Genomic DNA, 19,378 nt, shown 5'->3' with positions numbered 1-19,378 from the left:
TGCGTCCTATTGGACGCACAAAGGACGCTCTATCTTCTTTGATCTACGCATCGTGCTTTCCGAAAATCGATTCCGATTTTCGGGCCGATGCTGTAGGCAGCGTCTTCCCGGGGAAGCCAAAAATAATTTTGGACCATAAGCAACTGACGGCGCTCCGTGCCGTTTCTTTTGCGCAGTCCAACCAAGAGGCTTCCCCATGAAAAAGTTGATTATCGCCGGCGCCGCGCTTTTCCTTGCGGCCGGAACCGCCTTTGCCCAGCAGCCACCACCGCCGCCTCCGCCGGCAGCGCCGGCTGACGGAATGGCAAAGCCCGACGCTCCGCCGCCGCCACCGCCACCAGGCCCTCGCGGTCCTATGGAGCGTGGCCCCGGCCCAGATGGTCCAGGTCCGGACGGCCCGCGCGGTCATATGCCTCCGCCGCCGCCACCTTCCAAGGGTGCGCATTTCCGCATCGAGAGCGGCGAAACCAAGATCGACGTTAAATGCGCCGACGATGAACCGATGAAAGCTTGCGCCGATATCATGATGCAGCTCATCGACAAGATGAACGATTAAGCCATTGGATGTGGCAGGGTGGCGATGCGCTGCCCTGCCGCTTCACCCTTGTCGATCAGAACCGGATCGACGCTTTCAGCCCCTGTCCACCCGCGCCATCTTCGAGAACCAGCTCCGCCTTGAAGAGCGTTGCGATCTCCTCGACGATCGCCAGGCCCAGCCCAGCGCCGGGCGCCACATTCCCCTCGCCGCGCGCAAAGCGCTGGCGCACGATAGCGCGCTTCTCCGGTGGGATGCCGATGCCGTTGTCCTCTACTTCCAGACAGGCCCTGCCATCGATCTTGCGCACCCGCACGGTGATCTCACTGCCGCGTCCCGCATAAGCAATCGCATTGCTGATGAGGTTGCCGAGAAGTTCGCGAAGCAGCAGCGGTTCAGCCTCGACGGTCGCGGGCTCCACCTCCTCAAAACCGAGATCGATATCGGCGTCTGCCGCACTCGGCACGAAATCCGCCGTTACCGATTGGGCAAGTGAAACGAGATCGACAGCGATGAGGCTCTGCTTCTCGCCGGAGCCCGCGGCATCGATATTGGCCATGCGCAGAAGCTGCGCCAGAATATGCTCGGCATGCGCAACGGAAGCATCGCCCTTCTTCGCTGCTGCCTTGGCCTCTTCCAGCGTCTGGGCACGCGCGGCCAACGCCAGCTGCGTGCGGATGATGGCAAGCGGCGTGCGCAACTGGTGGCTGGCGTTGCCGGTGAAATGGCGAAGAGCATCGAGCGCCGATTGCAGCCGTACCATGAAGGAGTTGACCGTCTCCACCAGGTTCTCGACCTCGACCGGTACGGATTGACGGATCGGATGCAGATCGTCCGGGCTGCGCTCGTCGATCGCCTCGCTCAAGCGATAGAGAGGCCGAAGCGATATAGTCACTGCCACCCAGACAATCGCTGCGGCACCGAGGATCATCAGCAGCAATCGCAGCGCCGAGCGCAGGATGATGGCGCGGGCAAGGCGGCTGCGGGCAATGGTGGTTTCCGCCACCGTGACCGTGAAGGGCACGGAGTTGATCCCGGTGGAGGCAAAGCGGCGAAGGCCCGCGATCCGGATCGGCTCGCCACGGAACACGCCGTCCATATAGCGCGGGCTATCCCCTTGCAGGCCATTCACCGAAGGAAGGTTCTGGTAGCCGGTGAGAAACTGGCCGTTCGGCCCATCCACCCGGTAAAACACGCGATCCTGCGCAGCTGACGTCAGCATTTCCAGCGCGACATAGGGAATATCGACTTCCAGCGTGCCGTTCTCCGCCACCACGACGCGCTCGGCAATGGCAAGCGCCGAACCGGAGAGCACACGGTCCGAGACGATATTGGCGGTGTTGATCGCTTCGCGATAGGTGTCGGCAAGCGCCACGCAGCCGATGATCGCGGTAGACACCAAGAGCCAGCCGAGAAGCCTGCGCCGAAGCGAATAGGCGACCTTTCTCATTCGGCGGCCTCGGCCAGCCTTTCGAGATAGTAGCCAATGCCACGCGCCGTCTTCACCGTCAGCCCGTGGGGTGCAAGACGCTTGCGCAACCGGCTGACATATTGCTCGATGGCATTGCCGGAAAGCTCGTCGTCAAAGCCCGTCAGCGACTGGACGATCGCCTCCTTCGCCACCACCTTGCCCGCCCGCATGAAGAGGACCTCCAGCAGCGCCACTTCGCGCGCCGGAAGATCGAGCGGATGACCACCGGCGGAAAAGGTGCGCGAGGTGAGATCGAAGGAGACGTTGCCGAAGCTGACGAGTGAGGAACGCAGGCCGGCATTGCGCCGCAGAAGCACCCGCACCCGCGCCTCGAACTCGGCAATGTCGAAGGGCTTGATCATGTAGTCGTCGGCGCCGAGATCGAGCCCCCTCACCTTCTCCTCGGGCGTGCCGCGCGCCGTCAGGATCAACACGGCGGCCTTGTCCTGGCGCGCGCGCATGGAGCGCAGCACATCGATGCCATCCTTCTCCGGAAGATTGAGATCGAGAATGACAAGGTCGAAGTTTTCAGCGGCAATTGCCGCATCGGCCGAATTGCCATCGGACACCACGTCCACGGCATAGCCACTGCCACGCAACAGCGCCGACAGTCCCTCCGACAGAACCTGATTGTCCTCCACCAGCAGAATGCGCAAACCTAAAATCCCTCTCTCATACGGACGTTAGCGAAGTCGCTCGCGCTTGTGAATGCCCATCTCGAAGCGACCGCTCATGAACCCCGCTTGTGAAGAACAACGCCCTGCGGCATGATTGCGCCCATGCGTATTGCCCTTGCCCTTTGTCTTGTCCTTCTCGGCACTGCCGCCTCGCAAGCGCAGCCGATGCTCTTTCCCGCGCTTTCGGGGAAGAAGGATGCGCAAACGCTGGTGGTCTATTCCTCGCTCGATGAGCCGCTCGCCACACCGATGATCGAAGGCTTTCAGCGCGCCAACCCGGATGTGGCCGTCTCCTATGAGGACATGCTGACCGGCGAGATCTACGACCGCATCGTGGCAGAGACCGATAGCGGCAAGAAGACCGCCGATTTTGCCTTTTCCTCCGCCATGGACCTTCAGGTCAAGCTCAGCAATGACGGCTACGCCCAGCGCTCGGACCTGCCCGGCAGCGCGCTCTGGCCCGCCTGGGCCAACTGGCGCAACACCGCTTACGCGCTGACCTTCGAGCCCGCCGTTTTCGTCTATCACAAGCCGAGCTTCGTCAACGAGAAGCCACCGACAAGCCGCGCCGAGTTCGTCGACTATCTTCAGCGCCATGCCAAGGATATCCACGGCCGCATCGCCACCTATGATATCGAGCGCTCCGGCGTCGGCTTTCTCTTCATGTCGCGCGACCAGGAGCAGTTCGGCGATATCTGGAATGTCATCAAGGCCATGGGTGCCGCGGGCGTAAAGGTCTACTCCACCAGCTCAGCCATTCTCGAGCGCATCTCCGATGGCCGCTTCGTGCTGGGTTACAACATCCTCGGTTCATACGCCGCCGACTGGGCTGCCCGCCACCCGGATGTCGGCATCATGCTGCCAAGCGATTATACCGTCGTCATGTCACGCATCGGCCTCGTGCCACAAGCCGCAGCCAATCCAGAACTCGGCCGCCGCTATCTGCAGTTCTTCATGTCGAAGGAAGGCCAGACGATCATGGCACGGCAACTGCAGATCCCGGCCGTCAGCCCGGAAGTGGCCGGCGAAAACACTGCCAACACCATGCAGGCGATCCACGGTGCGCAATTGCGCCCTGTTCCCGTCAGCCCCGGCCTGATGGTCTATCTCGACCAGGTCAAGCGCGCCCGCATCATCGAGCGCTGGAACGAGGCGCTGCGGTCGCAGTAATACCCCGCTACTCACTCCTGTCCTTGTGACAGGAATGAGGGATGCCCGGCGTGATGCGACTGAAACAAAACACCCTCTCGTAAAAATTAACAGCCCGTAAACACCGCAACCTTCACCCCGCGTCAGTTAAATGACAGCTTTGTATGGTGCTCTGCAATTCTTCTTCATGCCGTGGAGGCGGCCGGGGAAGCGGGAGGCAAGTCTCATCGCATCATACCGTTCAACAGGCAGCGTCTTCGCGCCAGGTCGGTAAATTTGCGTGCTCCTTCCGTTGTCAATGATCGCAACAATGCCGAAACGGCATTCAAGGAGGATTCACTTTGAAGCATTTTTTCCTCGCCTCGCTTCTGGCTGGCGCCATCGCTCTTCCCGCAGCAGCCGCTGATTACACCATCATCGCGCCTGCCAATCCGGGCGGCGGCTGGGACCAGACGGCCCGCTCGCTGCAGACGGTTCTGCAGGAAGAGGGCATTTCCAAGAGCGTGCAGGTTCAAAACGTTCCAGGCGCTGGCGGCACCATCGGTCTTGCCCAGTTCGCAAGCCAGCAGAAGGGCAACGCCAACGCGCTGATCGTCGGCGGTTACGTCATGGTGGGTGCCATCCTTACCAACAAGGCGCCCGTTACGCTGAACGACGTCACCCCGATTGCCCGCCTGACCGGCGAATTTGAAGCGATCGTCGTTCCTGCCTCCTCGCCGATCCAGAACATCAACGATCTGGTCGCACAGCTGAAGAAGGATCCGGGCAGCGTGTCCTGGGGCGGCGGTTCGGCTGGCGGCACCGACCACATCACGGCGGGCCTGATTGCCAAGGCTGCGGGCGTCGATCCGACCAAGATCAACTACATCGCCTATTCCGGCGGCGGCGAAGCACTTGCCTCCATCCTCGGCGCCCAGGTCACCGCCGGCATTTCCGGCTATGGCGAATTCGAAAGCCAGGTGAAGGCCGGAACGCTTCGCCTACTCGCCGTCACCAGCGCAGAGAAGCTTGCAGGCGTCGACGCACCGACGCTGAAGGAAAGCGGCCTTGATGTGGTCGTGCAGAACTGGCGCATGGTTGCCGCTCCTCCCGGCCTGACGGCGGATCAGGAAAAGGCTGTGAACGCCGATATCGAGAAGCTGGTCAAATCCGCCAAGTGGCAGGAAACGCTGAAGACCAAGGGTTGGACGGACACCTACCTCGCCGGTGAAGCCTTCAAGGCGGAGCTTGCCAAGGATACGGCCGCGACCGAAACCATTCTCAAAGACATCGGACTTGTAAAATGAGCCAGGGTATCAACCCCTCACAATCACAAAAACGCCGCCCTGATTGGGCGGCGCTCCTCATCGCCGTGGCGCTGGTCGCCATTGCCGCTGTCATCTTCTGGGATTCAGGCCGTCTGGCCAGCGTCACCGGCTACTCGCCTGTCGGTCCGGCAACGGTACCTTACGCCATCGGCTTCTGTCTTGTGGGTCTGGCAATCTGGACGGCGATCGAAGCCTGGCGTGGGGATTTCCCAGAGCGCGACCACCAGGAAGTCGGACCCGTGGTCTGGGTCGTTGCAGGCCTTGCCGCACAGATGTTGCTTTTGAAGGTTGCGGGCTTTTCCATTGCCACCGGCCTGCTGTTTGCCTTCACCGCGCGCGCTTTTGGCAAGAAGAAGCTCCACTATTCGATCCCGCTCGGTATCGCGATCAGCTTCGTCGTGTGGTTCATCTTCGCCCGCCTGCTGCAGCTGTCTCTACCCGCTGGCCCGATCGAGCAGCTCTTCATCTGACCGCAAATTATAAAACAACAAAGATCAGAGGTTTGACCGCAGTGGGACGCGAATTCCGCGGCAGCCTCGCCCGACAGGGGAACATCTGTCCATGAGCACATTCGAATTCCTTTTGCACGGTCTTGAGGTTGCAGCCCAACCCATGAACCTGCTCTACGCGCTGATCGGCGTGACACTCGGCACGGCCGTCGGCGTTCTGCCCGGCATCGGCCCGGCTCTTACCGTGGCACTCCTTCTGCCCGTCACTTACAGGCTCGATCCCGCGGGCTCGCTCATCATGTTTGCCGGTATTTATTACGGCGGCATGTATGGCGGCTCGACCACCTCGATCCTTCTGAACACGCCAGGCGAAAGCGCCTCGATCGTCACCGCACTCGAAGGCAACAAGATGGCCCGCAAGGGTCGTGGCGGCCCGGCACTTGCCACCGCCGCCATCGGCTCCTTCGTCGCCGGACTGATCGCCACCATCGCACTTGCCTTCGTCGCGCCCTACATCGTCAAGCTGGCACTGGTCTTTGGCCCGCGCGAATATTTCGCGCTGATGGTTCTCGCCTTCGTCACCGTCTCGTCGGCATTCGGCGATTCGGCTCTGCGCGGCCTCACCTCGCTCTTCATCGGCTTTACGCTTGCCATCATCGGCATCGACCAGCTGACCGGGCAGACGCGTATGAGCTTCGGCGTTCCGGACCTTCTCGATGGTGTCGAAGTCACGACGCTTGCCGTTGCCATGTTCGCCATTGGCGAGACGCTCTTCATCGTTGCACAGGGCCAGACTGGCCAGGACAAGATCGAAGCCGTCAAGGGCTCCATCTGGATGAGCGCGCAGGACTGGGCACGCTCCTGGAAGCCATGGCTGCGCGGCACGTTGATCGGCTTCCCCATCGGTGCAATGCCTGCCGGCGGTGCCGAAATCGGTACCTTCCTCTCCTATGCGACGGAGAAGAAGCTGAGCAAATATCCGGAAGAATTCGGCGAAGGCGCCATCGAAGGCGTTGCCGGTCCCGAAGCGGCCAACAACGCATCGGCTGCCGGCACGCTCGTTCCGCTCCTGACACTCGGCCTGCCCACCACGGCAACCGCCGCCATCATGCTCGCGGGCTTCCAGCAATATGGCCTGCAGCCCGGTCCACTGCTGTTTGCCACCAATCCGCAGCTCGTCTGGGGCCTGATCGCCAGCCTCTTCATCGCCAACCTCATGCTGCTGGTTCTCAACCTGCCGCTGATTGGCTTGTGGGTGAAGCTGCTGACCATCCCGAAGCCATGGCTCTATGCCGGCATTCTGCTGTTTGCGACGCTCGGCACCATCGGCGCCAATCCATCGGTCTTCGAACTCGGCATGCTGCTCGCCTTCGGTATCCTCGGCTACATCATGCGCATCTTCGGCTATCCGATCGCGCCCGCCGTCGTTGGCCTCATCCTCGGACCGCTTGCCGAACAACAGCTGCGCCGTGCACTTGCCATCGGCCAGGGTGACCCGAGCGTCCTCTTCACCTCGCCCATCGCCGTCGGCCTCTTCCTCGTGGCCGCCGCAGCCTTCATCGTTCCGCTGATCATGCGTATTCGCGGACGCGGCCAGGTTCTGACGCAGCTTGCGGCCAACGAAGACTGATCGTAACCAGAACACCTCCCAAGACGAAGAGCCCCGTATCTTGCACGATGCGGGGCTCTTTCCTTTGGAACAGACGCGAAGAGCCTGAGTTACACACTCATACTTCACCTAGATTCAACGGGAGCCACCATGCGTAAACTCGGCCTTCTCCTCGTTCTGGCGCTTGCCTCCTGCTCCACAGCCGGGTCCACCGTCGAACCCATTCCCGGCAGCATTACCTATGGCGGACAGCCGCGTGAGAGATTGGTGAAGTCGCCCGCAGGCTCCACCTTCAGCCATAGCTTCCGCACCGGCGACGGACGCCTTGCGCTGGAAACCTATCGGATCGAACCGGACCGTTCGCTAACCCTTCTCCGCCGCGAAATCATCAGCGACTATCCGGAAAACTGACCGCGCTAAAGCATGTCGCGCAAAGGTGTGCAGCGGTTTTGCGATAACGACATGCGACAAAACAAGGACTTAAAGCGTATGGAGCGAATCTGAAAGATCGCGACACGCTTTAAGCGCCGCGCAAATTTTCCATCGTCCCTTCGACGGCAGCGGAACATCATAAGCCGCTGCCCGTTCCTCTCCTGAACAGCACAAGCGGCGCATGGCCGCGACCGTCCAGGAGAAGAAGATGAAGACCCACAAGACCAGAAACGACCTGCCCTCCAACACCAAATCCACGGTGATCGGGCTTTTGAACGAAGCGCTGGCTTCGATGATCGATCTGGCACTCCTTACCAAGCAGGCACACTGGAACCTCAAGGGTCCGCAGTTCATTGCCGTGCACGAGCTTCTCGACAGCTTCCGCAAGCTGATCGACAACCACACCGACATTATCGCAGAGCGCGCCGTCCAGCTCGGCGGCACCGCACTTGGCAGCCTTCAGGCGGTCTCGTCCACCACCAAGCTCAAGGCCTATCCGACAGATATCTATAAGATCCATGATCATCTGGATGAGCTGATCGAGCGCTATGGCGATGTCGCCAATCTCGTTCGCAAGTCGATCGATGAGGCGAATGAGGCAGGCGACGCCAGCACGGCGGATATCTTCACCGCCGCCTCGCGCGATCTCGACAAGTCACTGTGGTTCCTCGAAGCGCACGTTCAGGAAAAAGCCTGACACGACAAAGCGCCCGGCCAAGACCGGGCGCTTTCACCAAGATATTGCCAACTAATGCCGCCGCAAGACTGCGCGGCCGATGTCCCGAAGCATGTCGTGATCAAGAATGCCGCGCTGGGCGCTTCTGATCAGCACGGCGGCACATTCATTCGCCACCTGACTGCTGCGATCCTCCAAGCATTCGAAACAAACACCGTCAAAGATAGTCTGCAGATCCGTGACCTGCTGGGGCGACAACTGTCCGCCGACTCGTTGAAATGCCGCGTACGACAAGGCTCATCCTCCCGCAACATGCTGACAAACGATGTTAATTTCCATGAACACTTAATTTTTACACCTGATCGAATCGGATGTCGAATCAGATTTTAACGAATTATCAATCATTCATTTATTGGAACCACAGCTTCATGCGCCCGTTATATCACCATGATTTAATAGAGGAGACACCACCATGGACTGGAACCGCGTCGAAGGTAACTGGAAGCAGGTCAAGGGCAAGATCAAGGAGCAATGGGGCAAGCTCACTGACGATGATCTGGACCAGATCGCAGGCAAGCGCGACCAGCTGGAGGGTAAGATCCAGGAGCGCTACGGCGTTGAAAAGGATCGCGTCAAGAGCGACGTCGACAGCTGGTACGGTCGCCAGGGCTGGTAACCGCACACTAGCAAATCTATCTGAAAACGGGCTGCGTAACACGCGGCCCGTTTTCACGTTTGGATTGCGTTACTGGCGGGTGACGCCCTCGCCGAGTATCTTTTCAGGACTGACATCCACCATCCAGCCGATCCCCCTGAGAGGCACGCCGTCCCGGTCGTAGATTAACCGACCGCCCACCCGCACGAGACGAAACAGACCAGGCTCATATTCAACCGGATATTCTTCCTGGTAGAAATTGCCGTAGAGAAGACTGTCATGGATGGCCTTCGCCACCCGCTCTCTATTGGCAAGGTCGATCTTCATCAAAAAGGCCTCGATCGGAAGCCCCTCTGCCCCTTCCGCCTCCGGCACGCCACACATTGCTGCGCAGACGCGATCGAGCGACAATCGGTTCTCGATGATGTCCCAAGTATGATACCCAACTTCACTCGGGTCCCTGCCCAACAGGCAATCCATGTCCCACTCCAAATCCTGATCGCACCCCGTCAATCATTCAGGAGGCGCAGACCGCTTGCGCACATCCGTGGCGCTATTGCCGGTACGGGGAACTTAAGGAGAGCCTAACATTTATATCCGCGCCGGGTGAAGTGTCGATTTCATAAAAACAACACTATCAACGAAATTTGTGCGCAGAAAGAGGCTGGACGCGCCAAATATTCCCAAGATTTGTATGCACTTACAAGTATTAGGGCCTATTTGATCTTGGAATATACAGGGCACGGCGCGAGGCCGGGCGTACTGACAACGCCTATTCCCTGCTGTGATGAGAACGAACAGCTTGAGCTCCTCTGCGCGCGCAAACCGCAACGCAACTTCAAAGGGATTTTTTGGCCTATCGATCGGTAACTGTTGCATAAAATCTACAGATTTTTCAACCAAAATGCGTTTTAGTACTCCCTCATATAAGGGAGTAAAGACCATGAAAAAGACCATCGCCACACTGGCATTCCTTCTCGCAGCCTCGACTGCAATGGCAGCGGACGCCGTTTACGAAACCCCGGCTGCACCCGTCGCCGACGTTGCCCCTGCCTTCAGCTGGACTGGCTTCAACATCGGTATCCAGGGCGGCTATAACTGGGCCAACCAGGACGTTTCGCTGCTGGGCGCAACCGGTTCTGCTGACGTCGACGGCGGCCTTCTCGGCGGCTTCGTCGGCTACAACCACGAACTCGGCAACAATTGGGTCGTCGGCCTTGAAGCAGACTTCGAAAAGAACTGGGCGGATGACACGGCAGACCTCGGCGGCATCGCCACGGTTGACTACGGTCTCGACTGGCAGGGCTCCGTCCGCGGCCGCGTCGGCTACGCCTTCGACCGCGCACTGGTCTATGGTACCGCCGGCTGGGCCTATGCCCGTGGCTTCGCTGAAGTCCCAGGCGCCAGCGAAAAGGAAACCTTCAACGGCTACACCGTTGGCGTGGGCGTAGACTACGCCTTCACCGACATGATGTTCGGCCGCATCGAATACCGCTACACCGACTTCGGCGACAAGGACTTCGACCTCGGCGGCGGCGCAACGCTTAACTCCGACGTCGACCAACACGCGATCCGCGTCGGTCTTGGCGTGAAGTTCTAAGGTTAGAAGATCATATATACCTAAGAAAGCCCGGCCGTTTCGCCGGGCTTTTTTTGTCTGGTGTGACCTTACCCCACTGTCAAACCTACCGGGCATTCTCTTGATTCTATTTCTGCAGGCAGCAGCATCGATTGTTCTGCTGAACCAAGATAGCGCGGTTGGGATAGTGACCTGCCTCAATGCTGCAACAAGCACATTGAAAGCTGACGGCTTGTGCTGCGGGTAGCGAGACTAGCATTGGCGGGCCGGTTGCGGCTATCATCTGTCTGACAGTACGAGACCATCGGTATCGTTACGCCGAGCGACGGAGGCTCGCATTGGACAGCAATCGAAGAAACCTGATCGTTGGCCTTGGTGTGCTCTCGGCTGGCACAATAGCTCCATCGCTTACCATTGGCTCAGGTAGCGCGTTAGCGGTGGCACCTACCGAGGCTGAAGAGGTCGCCGGCCTGCCAATTCCACCGTTCGGCGCTAGCAATGGGCGTCTTTGGATTGATACACGCCAGACGTCGTTTATGATGACGGACAACACTGGCGGCAGGACTACGGTGGGTGCCATCGAGGATTTATTTGGCAACGGCCGTGGATTCGCAAATGGCGATAAAAGCAGCCAGCCAAGGCTCGGTCCGAACGGAGGGATTCTTTTTGATGCTGACGGCCAGACCCTGACAAGCTTCCTAAAAGACATTGCAAATGGGCTGTCCTTCATTTCGATTTACGCCGCGTTCCGCCTAGACGGTGCGTCTTACGGGGCTAACACCAAGCGTCGCGTAGTTTTGGCGGTCACCCAGGCGTCGACCAAGGCAACGCCTCGCGGGAACGGATCATCGCGGGACCGCCTTGCAGCGCAGCTTTCGGGCGGCAGAACTGGGCGTCAGCCATTCTCCAGCGTTGCGATAACCGATGGCACAGTCGCTAGGACCTCGATTATTTCTCCTAGAATACCTTCACTGGCCAGCGACACAAAAGTGCATGCCGGATGGGAAATTGATTTGTCGCGAGAGACCGCCTCGCAAGCGATCTACGAGAATGGCAGACTTATTGCGAATACAAGCTGGCTCCCCACCGAGTCAGACAAGAAGCTAAACACGGCTGACGCGACCACGGTCTCACTCGGGCAACGCGCTAGTCCAACCGGAGCTAACAGCGGCACCTTCTTCGGAGAACTCTTCGCAGCGGTGGTACTGGCAGAAATTCCTGACGCCATCCGTCGAGCAAAGATCAATGCCTATCTCGACACGGTGATCGCTTGACTTGGTACGTTCGCCCCGTTGCGGTCCTGCCCGGGGAAAGCATGGCTGAGACCACGAACATGCGGTTCTTTCTCCGCCGCTGCTTTGACAGACTGCAATGGAAGCGGAGCGTTCTTTCGCCGGGCCCCATCATGGCGCGGGGCAGTGAACGGTGGATCGTCCTAACTGACGCTCTGTACGATCTCCTCGACGCCGCTCCCTCCGTGTTCGAACCTGGTGACACTCGGACACAGACAGCTCCAACCTCACCGGCCCTCGTGGCAACCTCTGACGCGGTCTCGAACGCAAACGACGGCCTTCTCAACGTCATCTGGGATATTCGTGGCACCAGCCTCGTCAATGGTGTTGCCGGTTCATCCACCTTCACCGAACTACAGGACCCGCTGAACCGATACTGGGCTCAACTTCTGGCGCAGGGTGGCAACCCGTACATTCTTCAGGAAGATGCTGACCCGTTCGCGCCTGACTTCATTCGGATGGCCGCGTGGTGGCAGAAAAAGTCATGTCTCATCCGCAACTGGGGACGGGACAGCCAGCGCATGTGGTCAAAGCCGGGCGTCTCCTATCAGAATGGGGAAGCGTGGCTCGATCATTATCAGGCTGCTGGCGGCTCGATCTACTTCCCCGGTCAGGAGCACAACGTGTTCCTCGACTTTGGCACCAATGACGTCACGCACGCAATGCAGGCTGGATACACGCTCTACGGCGACCCCTCCAAAGGCCGTCCCAACCTGATCGAAGATTGCCTGATACCCACCATAGCGGCCGAGCGGTCTCTCGATCCGAACGTCAACATCTACGTTGGTACGCCTATAGCTCGCGGGTTTGCTTCTATGCAGGCGCAGAACAACCAGACCTTTATCGACTACGGGGACTGGCTGTTGCCGAGACTGTCAGCTCTCGGGATCAAGAAGCTTGTCGACCGGAGAAACTACCCTGAGTTTGATCCCCGCCAGTTCGCCACCAACACCTATAATACGACGATCTTCCAGCCTGACCGAGTGCATTTGATGGCCGCAGGCTATGCGAAACTCGCGAGCTACGATCGAGTTGAGTTAGGTATAGTTTAGCACGAGCTAGTATTCAGAACAAAGAAGCCATATCTACCAAACTGCATTTAAGGAGGCTTCGAATGCTTGCTCTTCAAGGTGACGCGGTAAGAATATTTGACGACTGCTACAGGCTGGTGGATGAGGTCACGGCTCTCATCCAAAACGATGCCGATAATTCTGATGAGAGATATAATGCCATCGAGATTATGAGACACGCGAGATCTAACCTTGACACCATGCATAAAGAGGGCGCCTATGAAATGTGGCGACCTATCGAGCAGGTTCACGTCGCTGTTGACCGCCTAAAATCTCAGCCTGAGTTGTCCCGCTTTCTGTCACTGCGTCGAAACGGGATACCTGTTTCCCAAATGTTGGATGACATCTCCGCAGGGCTAGACGTAATTCGCGATTTTTTTAATGAGCAAACCCGGAGATCCAACGGCGAAGGCTTGCGCTCTCTCTCGGCCGGACAATTCGATTGGGAAGCAGAGGTAGAAAACGAAATCAGGCGGATAGGAAACGCTATCGATGCCGCTGGTCGCATATTGCGAACGAGGGCAGCACGCGAAATTTCAGATCTCCCAGCAGCTCCGGAATTTTTCGATAAAATCGACCGGATTCAATCTCTGCACATTAATCTGCGTTTCGCCGGTCAGGATACGCGTTTAAATAGTACAGAAAGATTGGATGCTGCCCTCGAAGATGTCTGCAGACATTTCCCCCTTATTTTAAGTGACGAAGTAGACACTGAATTAAATGCGCTTGTGAAGGGCGCTCGCGAAATTGTTCGGTACCTCCGATTAATGCTTCGTCGAAACGCTGGGCTAGAGGATTACCCGGGAGCTCCTCATGCTGAGCAGGTGTTAGCGCCATTTCAATTTGTCGTTACCGACGAGCGCCTCGCTCTGCAACCGCAGGCATCGCATCCGAAACTTGAATCGAAAGCGATTGCTGAGGCTGCATCAACAGCACTGGGTGAGCTTGCGGAAGATATTGCATTGGACTTGCAAAACTCTAATCATCCGCGACTCCTTAGATCGTTTACGAGATTGGTGGAGGCGATTAAGCGTGAGGCCAGTGTTATCGAAATCGGCTTGCATTGCTCATCGTTTGAAGGGCAAATCAACGCTGCGAGCGAGGAGCTGTCGAGTAGTTTACAAAATTTGCTTTCTTCATACGCCGAGAGCGTCAAAGGTTACGCATCGCAGTTCGTAGATTGGCAGCGGTTCTCCGAGAACGCTGCTGAGGATAGATACTCGAAAGAGGACGCTGAGCTGTTTGCGAAAGTAGCTAGAGTGTTGGCAGCTGACCTCGAAAACCGACAGTCAGTGGACGAAAGTGTTCCAACTGCGCTCTGGCAAGCTGCGGATTGGAACGACAGAGCCGATACCCCGCGCACCCGGCTAGGCGTAAGTCGAACAGTGCTGAACGTGATAGCAGCTTGCTTCAACGAACTGGTGAAAAAGCCCGCCCAAGCAGTCCTTACCGTCGGTGGCACGGTAGTCACAGTTATCGTTCTGTATCATGTTCTGACTTTCGGTGTCGCCCTATCCAAGACGCCGGAGGGTGCATGGCTACAGCCGGCGATGAAAGTGATCGAGAGAAAGCTTGGCGAACTCTCAAGTATGCCCATGTGAGCTACGCTTAGGCAGAACAGAATGCGGGTTGAGAAGCCCGCATTCTTTGAGACTGCTACAAATCGAACATGTAGCCGAAAGCATTCGCCATATCGTCGTCAGTGGCGAAAGGAAGTGGCCAATGCAATGGCATAGTTCGAGGCGGCCAGATCTTCATCATGGCGCTTATCGTCGGAGGTCTCGGCTCGACCCCTTCAACTGTAGTGCTAACAGCATGAACAAATAAGTGGCCGGCCCCAAAACTGGTAGACTGAAGATTGGGCTCCATTCTCACCGAAAATGTAGTTGCTGCATGCACCGCCGTATGTTTGAACCGAACCTGCCAAGCCCTTCCGTCGTAAAAACCGATCCAGATGTGCCAATTAGGGGGTGGCTGCTTGTGTTCCATTAAGTACCTGTAGTCGCTACGAGGAATCGCGGCGGTAGACGGGTCATCACGTTCGAAGACCATTGCTCTCATTGCAATCCACGTTGCCAGGCCTTCCAAAGCTGGCGGGTCGAGGATAATCGGCAGCCCAATAATCATACGGCCAATGAACCTACAGTCCTCTTCCATCTGGCTCATCCAGCCATTGTTGCACGACTGACAGACAACTCTGAGCTTCTTGTTGAATAAGTGGCCTTGCATCCGTTTCTTAGTCCGGTAGACAAAAGGCACCCCTACAGTCATGTGGTTGGCCTTCGTTCGAGTGGTAGAACCTGTGCCTTCCGGACCTGCGAACAGCTTCAGTAGCCTTGCCATCCACTGAGGCCACAGATGCTCTTTTGAGAGCCCTGACCCGCCGCAAAAACACAACTGCCTGGAGACTTCGCCATGTGACCTCGCTTTTTCACATGGAACTTCTAATCGCTCGATTCGTCCAGTTCTGAGATGTTTCGGCTGCGCGCTCCGACCAATCAATCACAGAAGGTTCGAATTTGTCAGAGGTTATGGAATGTCGGCGAATTCCGATATCTCGTGTCAAAATTCCGAAAAAGCGCTACGGGGTACACGCGCGACAGGATACAATCGACAATCCGTTCGGCACGAGTTTGTCACCTATGTCTTAGGTACAAACTGTTACCTATGTCTTCGGTTCGGACAATGGAAATAATGGTAGCGGGAGACCGATCAATACCATCCCCCCGATTTAGCCTCGGAAAATTTTGCGCGTAAGCAAGGGTACAAGGCGACTTTAGCCGTTTAGGTTGTTTCCTTTAAGAGGAGAACTCAGTAAGAACCTGGTGTGCTTGTTAACCCCGACCGGCGTTAAGCTTTAGGTGGGAGAGATGCCGCGCCGATCACTATCGGAAAGTACTACTGTGGCTTTAGGGAGGGGAAATTTTGAACGTTACCAACTCTGAGAATTTGGATTTTTTCCCCAAGAGCGCAACGCTCTCCTTAAGAACAGGCCAGACGAGCAGTGCGGCGCTCGAATTTACATTCACGTTGAATTCTGGACTGACCGTATTATTGGGGCCCAACGGGTCAGGAAAAACCCATATCCTTAGAGCTCTAAAAGAAACCCTACCTCAGTTTGCCCAAGGAAAACACACGAGATTCATATCAGCAGGTCGAATTGGGACAACCGAGCAGTATCGTTCAATCCACAATATATACGGTGGAACTATTCAATATGAGCAAGCGAGTTTCGGAAGTTATGACCAGCGAGCAAGCCGACACATATTAGAGACACTTGAAGGCGATTATCAAAACATAGCCGAGCGACCCGACATACAGTTGAAAATTCGAGAGCGGCTCAAGAAATTATTTAGACGGGACATCTCTCTTAGGTGGAATAATGGGTCACTAAAAGCTGAATTCTCTTCGGATAGTTCGAGAGGTGCTCCGTATTCGGCAGCGAGGGAAGCATCAGGCCTGCTCCATCTAGTGGGGCTGCTCTCGGCGATTTACGACGATAAGACGGGCGTCCTGTTACTGGATGAGCCTGAAGTATCACTTCACCCGCAATTACAAGCTTTCTTACTAAGAGAAACAATGGGAGTTGCGGGAGCGCCCGGATTGGGCAACAAAAAAATTGTCGTAATCAGCACGCACTCAACCGAGTTCTTAAAGATTGATCACCCCAACGATCTTGCGAACATAGTCTTCACTTCGTCAGTTACAACGCCCCCCACTCAGATACCCGCGACAACTCCTGAACTCAAAAGTCGGAAGGTAGCGGAATTGATTAGTAGAATGGGCCAAGAACATAAGCTCTCGTTCTTTGCCAATTCACCTTTACTGGTTGAGGGACCGTCAGACTCCATCATATGCTCAGGACTTTGTAGTAAGCTCGGTATTCACATCGAGGCAGGCGGATCACAAATCCTTCCAGTCGTCGGGAAAGGTCAATTTCCTGTAGTTGTGAAACTTTTGAAGTTGATGGGAAAGACGCCGATAGTTCTAGCTGATGCGGACGCGTTTACGGACGGAAACGATCTGGTGCTAGCGTTCTCTGACAGCGAGCCTGCTAATGAGGCGGCGGTGTCGATGTCTCACGAGAGTTTGATCAAACTGTACACAGTTACGCAGACTTCTTTTACCCAACTACTGGAATCCTCATGGTCAGTGATCCAACCCTTGGCCGAAGACACGCTATATTGGAAAAAGAAAAAGGATGATGATAACGAAACGCTACTGAGACGGCGATCTGCATTTTCTGCAATGTTTGCAAACGACGTTGCAGTGCTACCTCCTGAATTTAAAACGATGAGGGTGAGACTGGCAAAGGTGCTCGACGCCTTAGAAGCAGGAGGTTGCTTCATACTCAGGAAGGGGACGATCGAGTCTTACTATGAGACGGATGTTGAAGATCTTGATGGAAAACCCGGAGCCGCTACGGAGGAGGTGATCACCTTCAAAGAGAATAGCGCATCGGCGGTTAAGGAACAATACGCAGATGTTGTAAGGTGCCTAAGTCGTGCGGCACAGACTGAAATAATTGACGAAGCAGAGCAGGTGCGGGATGCAATAATCACGATCTTAGCTCCCATCGTGGCGAAACTTAGAGATAACCCGGACATAGACATCTCCAGGCTTTTGATGACCATGCATCACCCATTTTCCAGCCTGTTCGACATATCGCAAGAGAACGGCTACTTGATAGTCAATATGAGAAGCGAAATCCTTGACATCGATTGCTTCCCTCTAAAAATCAACCCAGCGGATGACCCAATCACTAGTGTGTCCCGACTGATAAGAGGCGAGTAGCGTTTGAAACTGAACAGTGGATTGCCGCTGATGGAGCAATTCACTTGAGTTGCGTACTCTGACTCCGTCGATCTTGGTTCGAATCCAGGTTCCCCAGCCAAATTTCTTTATAGAAAACAGGGCTTACCCCCTCGGACATGTCGGACAAACCGGAACAAACGGCGCACTTCGGTCACACGAAAGTCGGCACACTCTGTTCTAGGCATGTTCTCTTAGCGTGGTACGAGCAATCCAAGTGGCGGTTGTTCGAGACCAGAAATTTTAGTGGTAACCCACGGTAGAAATCACATTTTGACCCCCAAAAAAAAGGCCGCCCGGATTTCTCCGGACGGCCTTTTTCATCGCTACTGGCGATTGGTTGACTCTGCCTTCAAACGAGAACATTTATAGAACAAAAAGGAAGGACCATGCGCGCCCGATCACTCATTACCCCTGATGAAATTTGGACGACGATCAGAAAGCCCTTAAGCTTTCCGATTCTCGTTTGCCACGGCAATGAATGGCAGGTCTGTTATAAGGCGCGGGGCAAGATGCCGGGCGGCAAGATCGTCACCGCTTGGGTCTATGGTAGGGAAAGCATATTCTTTTGCGAGGTCGGGCAAGAGCGATACGTCTTCGATTTGCCAAACCCAGACGAGAAGCCGTTCTTCGATAACGCGTTCAACCACAGCATTGACGAGATAACGCCGGACGGGCACCGCATCCGAAAGCTGGGCGGTGCGCATAACGTCGTGGCGGCAAATGCCATCTACCAGGTGCACAAGTTCAACTCATCAGGCATCATCCGTCTCAGCGAAGGCTGCCGATTCATGGGCCGATCCGATCAAGAAGATTGAGGCTTGCTCGCTGGCAAGATCGTGAACCGGATGCCCGGCGAAACAACCCGGATCGGCCCGACCAGGTTGTGAAGGGGATTGCAGATGTAGTCCAGCGTCACACTATATTCAGCGGGACCAGGCGCCGCGGCCGGGGGGATGGTGATAGACCTGCGATAGGTCTCCCTACCCGCCAGCAGCTTCAGTCCTGCGGTGTATTGAGGAATCGAGTGTCGCTCCTTATTGGCATCGAGCAACCAGCGCTTTGCCACCAGCGGACATATCCGTTTGCGGAAAACAGAAAACTCGACTTCGATCGTCCCGCCCTGCTCCACACTGTCTGCAAGCGCCCTGACATTCTCGTATTCGATGGGAGCGTCAGTATCAGTCACCCAGATCCCAAGATTGACCGAGCCCACCACTGCGAGGGCTCCGACGAAGGCGGCAAAAAGCTTTGTCAAAAATCGCTTCATTGGGATGATCCCCCTTTGAAAAAGCCTAAGAATTTAAGGAACTGCTCGTAGAGCATGACTGTGCCGACAAAGATCGAGATGCAGGTGATGATCACCCATCGCATGTATCGACCGACAATCCGCATATCTCGGATCAGCTTGAATGCGTCGCGGATGTCTTCTTCCGGAAGCTCAACAATCGCTTTGAGAGTATTAAGCTCGTCCGGTCGCAGACCCGCCATCCATTCGCGGGTCTCCGTCGGCAAGTCCCGCATTTTGTCCGGGATGGCAGTTTCGGTCATCTTATAGCTTTCGAGACGAAGGAAGGGAGCGGGGCCTTGGCCACGCTGATGGACCTTTAGCGGCTTTACGGAAGGCGTGTGCCAGCTACCCTGAAAGTATTCGTCATTTCACAC

22 protein-coding genes are annotated in these 19,378 nt (G+C 56.5%); 16 read left to right on the top strand and 6 right to left on the bottom strand.

All coding sequences use genetic code 11. The annotated features are described in order from the left end of the window. Together PVA19_RS15605 and PVA19_RS15600 are read left to right on the top strand one after the other, a co-directional pair. Window positions 1–200 (top strand): hypothetical protein (locus PVA19_RS15605; protein ID WP_274103300.1); only part of this gene is annotated, 200 nt, incomplete at its 5' end. Beyond that, on the top strand, window positions 197–556 hold the full coding sequence (locus tag PVA19_RS15600) for a hypothetical protein (protein WP_062425150.1): 360 nt from the start codon (window positions 197–199) through the stop codon (window positions 554–556). The genes PVA19_RS15605 and PVA19_RS15600, both read left to right, overlap by 4 nt. Before the next feature lie 55 nt (window positions 557–611). Here PVA19_RS15600 and PVA19_RS15595 read toward each other — a convergent pair whose 3' ends face one another. Both PVA19_RS15595 and PVA19_RS15590 read right to left on the bottom strand, forming a co-directional pair. Continuing rightward, window positions 612–1,985, bottom strand: coding sequence for a sensor histidine kinase (locus PVA19_RS15595; RefSeq protein ID WP_274103298.1), 1,374 nt, complete (start codon window positions 1,983–1,985; stop codon window positions 612–614). After that, window positions 1,982–2,662 (bottom strand): response regulator, encoded by a 681-nt coding sequence (locus tag PVA19_RS15590; protein WP_062425152.1) that lies wholly within the window; start codon window positions 2,660–2,662, stop codon window positions 1,982–1,984. Before PVA19_RS15590 ends, PVA19_RS15595 begins: the two co-directional genes overlap by 4 nt. A gap of 123 nt (window positions 2,663–2,785) precedes the next feature. Between PVA19_RS15590 and PVA19_RS15585 the strand changes: the two genes are divergently transcribed. The 8 genes from PVA19_RS15585 to PVA19_RS15550 all read left to right on the top strand — a co-directional run bounded on the left by PVA19_RS15585 (window position 2,786) and on the right by PVA19_RS15550 (window position 8,981). Continuing rightward, window positions 2,786–3,853, top strand: a complete 1,068-nt coding sequence (locus tag PVA19_RS15585) for an ABC transporter substrate-binding protein (RefSeq protein ID WP_245495323.1) — start codon at window positions 2,786–2,788, stop codon at window positions 3,851–3,853. Window positions 3,854–4,173: 320 nt separating this feature from the next. Further along, complete coding sequence (locus PVA19_RS15580) at window positions 4,174–5,118, top strand: Bug family tripartite tricarboxylate transporter substrate binding protein (protein WP_062425154.1); 945 nt, start codon at window positions 4,174–4,176, stop codon at window positions 5,116–5,118. Beyond that, window positions 5,115–5,609, top strand: a complete 495-nt coding sequence (locus PVA19_RS15575; RefSeq protein ID WP_062439864.1) for a tripartite tricarboxylate transporter TctB family protein — start codon at window positions 5,115–5,117, stop codon at window positions 5,607–5,609. The genes PVA19_RS15580 and PVA19_RS15575 overlap by 4 nt, the downstream gene beginning before the upstream one ends. Window positions 5,610–5,700: 91 nt before the next feature. Beyond that, window positions 5,701–7,218 (top strand): tripartite tricarboxylate transporter permease, encoded by a 1,518-nt coding sequence (locus PVA19_RS15570; protein WP_062425156.1) that lies wholly within the window; start codon window positions 5,701–5,703, stop codon window positions 7,216–7,218. Between the two features lie 129 nt (window positions 7,219–7,347). Beyond that, entirely contained in the window at window positions 7,348–7,608 is a 261-nt protein-coding gene (locus PVA19_RS15565) for a hypothetical protein (RefSeq protein ID WP_062425157.1), read from the top strand. Window positions 7,609–7,810: 202 nt separating this feature from the next. Next, window positions 7,811–8,326 carry a DNA starvation/stationary phase protection protein Dps gene (dps, locus tag PVA19_RS15560; protein ID WP_274103294.1) on the top strand — a complete coding sequence of 172 codons (516 nt, stop codon included), beginning with the start codon at window positions 7,811–7,813 and terminating at the stop codon, window positions 8,324–8,326. A 96-nt stretch (window positions 8,327–8,422) separates the two neighbouring features. Further along, window positions 8,423–8,695 (top strand): hypothetical protein, encoded by a 273-nt coding sequence (locus tag PVA19_RS15555; RefSeq protein ID WP_186330222.1) that lies wholly within the window; start codon window positions 8,423–8,425, stop codon window positions 8,693–8,695. Window positions 8,696–8,777: 82 nt separating this feature from the next. After that, the gene (locus tag PVA19_RS15550; RefSeq protein WP_062425195.1) at window positions 8,778–8,981 is read left to right on the top strand and encodes a CsbD family protein; all 204 of its coding nucleotides are present in this window, start codon (window positions 8,778–8,780) and stop codon (window positions 8,979–8,981) included. Window positions 8,982–9,050: 69 nt separating this feature from the next. On the opposite strand, the gene PVA19_RS15545 is transcribed toward PVA19_RS15550, so the two are convergent. Then, window positions 9,051–9,440 (bottom strand): PAS domain S-box protein, encoded by a 390-nt coding sequence (locus PVA19_RS15545; protein WP_274103290.1) that lies wholly within the window; start codon window positions 9,438–9,440, stop codon window positions 9,051–9,053. Between the two features lie 463 nt (window positions 9,441–9,903). On the opposite strand from PVA19_RS15545, the gene PVA19_RS15540 reads away from it, so the two are divergent. The 4 genes from PVA19_RS15540 to PVA19_RS15525 all read left to right on the top strand — a co-directional run bounded on the left by PVA19_RS15540 (window position 9,904) and on the right by PVA19_RS15525 (window position 14,502). After that, window positions 9,904–10,560, top strand: a complete 657-nt coding sequence (locus PVA19_RS15540) for an outer membrane protein (RefSeq protein WP_113181025.1) — start codon at window positions 9,904–9,906, stop codon at window positions 10,558–10,560. Between the two features lie 317 nt (window positions 10,561–10,877). After that, a complete protein-coding gene (locus tag PVA19_RS15535; protein ID WP_274103288.1) occupies window positions 10,878–11,813 on the top strand; it encodes a hypothetical protein in 936 nt (311 codons plus the stop codon). 257 nt (window positions 11,814–12,070) lie between these two features. Then, complete coding sequence (locus PVA19_RS15530; RefSeq protein ID WP_274103287.1) at window positions 12,071–12,883, top strand: hypothetical protein; 813 nt, start codon at window positions 12,071–12,073, stop codon at window positions 12,881–12,883. 62 nt (window positions 12,884–12,945) lie between these two features. After that, window positions 12,946–14,502 (top strand): hypothetical protein, encoded by a 1,557-nt coding sequence (locus PVA19_RS15525; RefSeq protein WP_274103286.1) that lies wholly within the window; start codon window positions 12,946–12,948, stop codon window positions 14,500–14,502. A gap of 55 nt (window positions 14,503–14,557) precedes the next feature. On the opposite strand, the gene PVA19_RS15520 is transcribed toward PVA19_RS15525, so the two are convergent. Further along, a complete protein-coding gene (locus PVA19_RS15520; protein WP_274103285.1) occupies window positions 14,558–15,244 on the bottom strand; it encodes a hypothetical protein in 687 nt (228 codons plus the stop codon). A gap of 582 nt (window positions 15,245–15,826) precedes the next feature. Between PVA19_RS15520 and PVA19_RS15515 the strand changes: the two genes are divergently transcribed. Together PVA19_RS15515 and PVA19_RS15510 are read left to right on the top strand one after the other, a co-directional pair. Then, window positions 15,827–17,695, top strand: coding sequence for an ATP-dependent nuclease (locus PVA19_RS15515; protein ID WP_274103284.1), 1,869 nt, complete (start codon window positions 15,827–15,829; stop codon window positions 17,693–17,695). A gap of 407 nt (window positions 17,696–18,102) precedes the next feature. Continuing rightward, window positions 18,103–18,531, top strand: a complete 429-nt coding sequence (locus PVA19_RS15510) for a hypothetical protein (RefSeq protein WP_274103282.1) — start codon at window positions 18,103–18,105, stop codon at window positions 18,529–18,531. On the opposite strand, the gene PVA19_RS15505 is transcribed toward PVA19_RS15510, so the two are convergent. Then, a complete protein-coding gene (locus PVA19_RS15505) occupies window positions 18,519–18,983 on the bottom strand; it encodes a hypothetical protein (protein ID WP_274103280.1) in 465 nt (154 codons plus the stop codon). The two genes, PVA19_RS15510 and PVA19_RS15505, sit on opposite strands and share 13 nt — an antisense overlap. After that, a complete protein-coding gene (locus tag PVA19_RS15500) occupies window positions 18,980–19,264 on the bottom strand; it encodes a hypothetical protein (RefSeq protein WP_274103278.1) in 285 nt (94 codons plus the stop codon). Before PVA19_RS15500 ends, PVA19_RS15505 begins: the two co-directional genes overlap by 4 nt. Window positions 19,265–19,378: the final 114 nt, after the last annotated feature.

This window comes from Agrobacterium sp. CNPSo 3708, from assembly GCF_028674915.1.
In the GTDB taxonomy this organism is placed as follows: Bacteria; Pseudomonadota; Alphaproteobacteria; order Rhizobiales; family Rhizobiaceae; genus Agrobacterium; species Agrobacterium cavarae.
This window is presented reverse-complemented; position numbering and strand designations above follow the sequence as displayed.